The organism is Xinfangfangia pollutisoli, from assembly GCF_020179405.1.
GTDB classification, from domain to species: domain Bacteria; phylum Pseudomonadota; class Alphaproteobacteria; order Rhodobacterales; family Rhodobacteraceae; genus Pseudogemmobacter; species Pseudogemmobacter pollutisoli.
In genome coordinates this window covers 1-4,222 of record NZ_JAICBZ010000147.1, presented here as the reverse complement: position 1 = coordinate 4,222, position 4,222 = coordinate 1, and the positions used below count along the sequence as shown (strand labels likewise).

Annotated in this window: 3 protein-coding genes and 2 pseudogenes; 4 read left to right on the top strand and 1 reads right to left on the bottom strand. The window is 65.7% G+C overall.

The window, feature by feature from the left end; all coding sequences use genetic code 11:
- Positions 1-153: pseudogene (purU, locus tag K1Y73_RS21430) on the top strand (formyltetrahydrofolate deformylase); the annotation flags it as partial.
- Positions 154-230: 77 nt separating this feature from the next.
- Positions 231-965, top strand: coding sequence for a FadR/GntR family transcriptional regulator (locus tag K1Y73_RS21425; protein ID WP_225030433.1), 735 nt, complete (start codon positions 231-233; stop codon positions 963-965).
- A 29-nt stretch (positions 966-994) separates the two neighbouring features.
- Here the strand turns inward: K1Y73_RS21425 and K1Y73_RS21420 are convergent, their stop codons facing one another.
- Positions 995-2,266: an ABC transporter substrate-binding protein gene (locus K1Y73_RS21420; protein WP_225030432.1), complete on the bottom strand. Its 1,272-nt coding sequence runs from the start codon at positions 2,264-2,266 to the stop codon at positions 995-997.
- 172 nt (positions 2,267-2,438) lie between these two features.
- Here K1Y73_RS21420 and K1Y73_RS21415 point away from each other — a divergent pair, with 172 nt between their 5' ends.
- Both K1Y73_RS21415 and K1Y73_RS21410 read left to right on the top strand, forming a co-directional pair.
- The gene (locus tag K1Y73_RS21415; protein ID WP_225030431.1) at positions 2,439-3,782 is read left to right on the top strand and encodes an NAD(P)-binding domain-containing protein; all 1,344 of its coding nucleotides are present in this window, start codon (positions 2,439-2,441) and stop codon (positions 3,780-3,782) included.
- Positions 3,783-3,856: 74 nt separating this feature from the next.
- Positions 3,857-4,222 (top strand): annotated as a pseudogene (locus tag K1Y73_RS21410) (aminomethyltransferase); the annotation flags it as partial.

The window sequence follows — 4,222 nt, the reverse complement described above, 5'->3', positions numbered from 1 at the left end:
GATGACTATGTCAGCCTGGGCCGCGATGTGGAAAGCCAGGTGCTGGCCCGCGCCATCCACGCCCATATCCACCGCCGGGTCTTCCTGAACGGCAACAAGACCGTCGTCTTCCCCGCCTCGCCCGGCAGCTACGCCTCGGAACGCATGGGCTAAGCGCGACCACCAGGCACTGGCGCAGGTCGCGCCGCCCGGGTTAATCTTGCCCCGGCCCGACCTGCGGGCCGGAGTGAATGCCCGTGTCCCTGCCGCCTGCCCGTACCGCCCCGCCGCCGCTGGATTCCTCGGCGCCTGTCGGATCGACGGTTCAATATGTGATCGACACGCTGACGAACCGCATCGTCAGCCAGGAATACGGGCTGGACGAACGGCTGCCGTCCGAGCGCCAGCTGTCGCAGGATCTGGGCGTGGCGCGCAACACGGTGCGCGATGCGCTGGACTGGCTGGAAGAGCGCGGACTGATCCGCCGCCGGGCGGGATCGGGGTCCTTCGTGACCTACGATCCGCATGGCAAAAGCGTTTCCCTGGCGCCGGTGGCGGCCGAGACCGGGCCCCTGCAGCTGCAGGTCATGCGCGGGATCATCGAGCCCGAGATGGTGCGGCTGGCGATCATCTCGATGCCGCCCCGCGCGATCGAGGCCCTGGGCGAGACGCTGTCGCGGATGGAAGGGGTGATGACCGATGCCGCGGCCTTCGTGCGGCTGGAGGAGGAGTTTCACCGCCAGATCGCCGCGGGCACCGGAAACCCCTTGCTGATCGCCTGCTACAATCTGGTGATCGACGCCCGGCGCCAGTCGTTCCGTGCCGCGATGTATCGCCGCCACCTGACCCCCAGCCGGATCGCCGCCTATCAGCGCGCCTATAACGCGCTGTTCAACGCCATCGCCGCGCGCGATATCGAAGAGGCGACCGAGTTCATGAAGCTGGCCTTGATCGAAGATCAGAAGCTGCTGATGCAGGAAGACTGAGCCGCAGGAAGCCGCCTGCCGGGCGCTGCTCAGGCCGGAACCCGGGTCCGGGCCGCCAGGCGCTGGTGCCACATCTGGCCCAGATCGGCCATGTGACGCTGCAACAGCGGCTCGTGCCGTGCCAGCCAGTCCAGCACCGAGCCGAAGCTGGCGATCCGCGCCTTGCCCGACCGGATCGTCACCACCGGCCAATCGCCCACCAGCGCATTGTCGATGCCGAAGATCTCGGTTCCCCACCAGCGCGCCGGGCCGAAGGCATGTTCCATCTGCTGCTCGCGCTTCATCGCGGCCAGAACGGTCACCGGCTCGGTCGTGCCGGCGCGTTCCACCGCATTGTGCCACAGGTCCAGGATCGAGGCATATTCCCAGCTGACCGCCGACCATTCGCCGGGAAAGCGCGCGTTATAGGTGTCGAAGAAGGTTTTCGGCCGGTTGAAGAAAAAGGCGGTGTCGGTCAGGGCCGGGTCGTCGAAATCGGGGAACTGGAACGTGTAGCCTTCCATGAATTCGGTCGAGGTGCGGGCAATCATCCGGGGGTAGTCGTCGGCCGTGCAGGACAGGATCTGGCCGCGAAAGCCTTGCCGGAACGCCTGTTCCGTCAGCGCCTGCACCATGGGCGTGGCCGAGGAACACCAGCACAGGATCTGCGGATCCTCGGCCAGCATCGCCGCGACGATCGCCGCGGGGTCGTGCTGCGCGGCGCCATAGCGGATTTCGCGGGTCACGCTGCGGCCGGCGGCCTCGAAGGCCGCGCGGTAGACCGCCAGCGAGGGCAGGCCCAGGCTGTCGGTCTGGCTGCACAGCGCGACGCGGCGCAGACCGGGCCGGGTCCGGGCCAGCCAGTCGACGCCGGTGACATTGAACAGCGGATGCACTTCGGCCGGGGCGATCATATAGGGCGTGTCGGGCGACAGGTCCGAGGGCAAGAGCGTGGCGACCAGCACCCGCCGCGCCATCAGCCAGGGCAGGGCAGGGGCGAAACTGTCGCCGCCCAGGGTCAGGATCATCTTCACCCGCTGCCGGTCGACCAGATCGCGCGCCGCTTCCAGCACATCGACCGAAGCGCTGTCATGGGCCAGGATCTCCACCCGGTGGCGGCGGCCCGCGACCATCAGCCCGCCATGTTCGTTCAGCCCGTCGGCCCAGATCCGCGCCCCGTCCAAGCCCGGCCGGCCCCAGAATTCCTCGTCCCCCGACAGGGGCGTCAGGAAGCCGATTCGCAGCGCCCGGTGGTTTTTCGCCTCCAGCCGGGGAAGAGAACCAGTGACGGCCAGCTGCTGGGCGAAGGAAGGGCTGCGCATAAATTCATCTATAATTCACAATTTCCCCAAGGAAACGCAGAAAAAATCCTCTGCCGCATATTCCGCTGAGGAAATTTTGTTGACCCGCAGTCAGGTCATTTGTCTTACTTGGTCCATACCGAAGGAACCAGTTCGCAAGACAGGTTCATGCCGGACCAACAAGGAGGAAACAATGAAGAAGCGTGTGGCCATCATCGGTGCCGGTCCCTCGGGTCTCGCCCAGCTTCGGGCGTTCCAGTCGGCCGCCCAGAAGGGGGCCGAGATCCCCGAGGTCGTCTGTTTCGAAAAGCAGTCGAACTGGGGGGGCCTGTGGAACTACACTTGGCGCACCGGCGTCGACGAGAACGGCGAGCCGGTGCATTGCTCGATGTATCGCTACCTCTGGACCAACGGGCCGAAAGAGGGGCTGGAATTCGCCGACTATTCCTTCGAGGAACATTTCGGCAAGCAGATCGCCAGCTATCCGCCCCGCGCCGTGATGGTCGATTACATCGAGGGCCGGGTGCAGAAAGCCGGCGTCCGCGACTGGATCCGCTTCAATTCGGTGGTGCGCTGGATCGAGTTCGACCGCGATGCCGATGATTTCACCGTGACCGTGCATGACGCGGCCAAGGATCACACCTACAAGGAACGCTTCGACCACGTGATCGTGGCCTCGGGGCATTTCTCGTCGCCGAACGTGCCGGAATATCCGGGCTTCGACCAGTTCTATGGCCGGATCGTGCATGCGCATGATTTCCGCGACGCGCGGGAATTCGAGGGCCAGAATGTGCTGGTGGTCGGCTCGTCCTATTCGGCCGAGGATATCGGCTCGCAATGCTGGAAATACGGCGCGAAAAGCGTGACCTCCTGCTACCGCTCGGCGCCGATGGGCTTCAAATGGCCGGCGAACTGGGAGGAGAAGCAGGGGCTTGTGAAGGTCGAGGGCAAGACCGCCTTCTTCCAGGACGGCTCGTCCAAGCAGATCGACTCGATCATCCTGTGCACTGGCTACAAGCATTTCTTCCCCTTCCTGCCCGATGACCTGCGGCTGAAGACGAAGAACCGGCTGGCGACGGCCGATCTGTATAAGGGCGTCGTCTATGCCCATAACCCGAAGATGTTCTACCTGGGCATGCAGGACCAGTGGTTCACCTTCAACATGTTCGACGCCCAGGCCTGGTGGGTGCGCGATGCGATCCTGGGCCGGCTGGACCTGCCCTCCGACAAGGCGGTGATGCTGGCCGACGTGGCCGAGCGCGAGGCGCGGGAAGAACTGTCGGACGATGTGAAATACGCGATCAAGTACCAGGGCGATTACGTCAAGGAACTGATCGCCGAGACCGATTATCCCAGCTTCGATGTCGATGGCGCCTGCGAGGCCTTCTACCAGTGGAAGAAGCACAAGACCGACGACATCATGGCCTTCCGCAACCACAGCTATCGCTCGGTCATGACCGGCACCATGGCGCCCACGCATCACACGCCCTGGAAGGATGCGCTGGACGACAGCATGGAAGCCTATCTGGCCAACTGACGGTTCCCCCCCCGCTTCCCCGGGGTCCCCCTGGGGGGCCGTCTGGCCCCCCCTTTTCCATTCAGGATAGGCCCATGACGCTGTCCATGCATGAGATGCTGTTTCGCCCCGGCCCGCCGCGCGCCACCCGCGCGCGCCGGCCGCTTGCCTTTGCCGAAGGCCCCAAGGTGGAACGCTACCAGGTGCCTGGCGCCGGCGCCCTGGCGGTGCAGATCCGCCCGGGCGATCGGGTCGAGGTGACCAACAGCGAAGGCGGTCAGCGGGCCGAGGTTCTGGCGGCCCATCCCGACGGGCGACTGGATTGCGGGCTTCTGGGCTGGCAGGCCGATGTCCCGGCCGAGGGGCTGCGCGCGCTGCTGGCCGGCGGCGCGCCCTCGCTGCGGCAACTGCGCCTGCGGCTGGAGCGGCTGGGCATCGCGCTGGACGGCGCGCGTGCCATC

Excerpts from the sequence above, each read along its gene's own strand:
- K1Y73_RS21425 (WP_225030433.1), top strand. The coding sequence starts at position 231 with ATGCCCGTGTCCCTGCCGCCTGCCCGTACCGCCCCGCCGCCGCTGGAT.
- K1Y73_RS21420 (WP_225030432.1), bottom strand. The coding sequence starts at position 2,266 with ATGCGCAGCCCTTCCTTCGCCCAGCAGCTGGCCGTCACTGGTTCTCTT.
- K1Y73_RS21415 (WP_225030431.1), top strand. The coding sequence starts at position 2,439 with ATGAAGAAGCGTGTGGCCATCATCGGTGCCGGTCCCTCGGGTCTCGCC.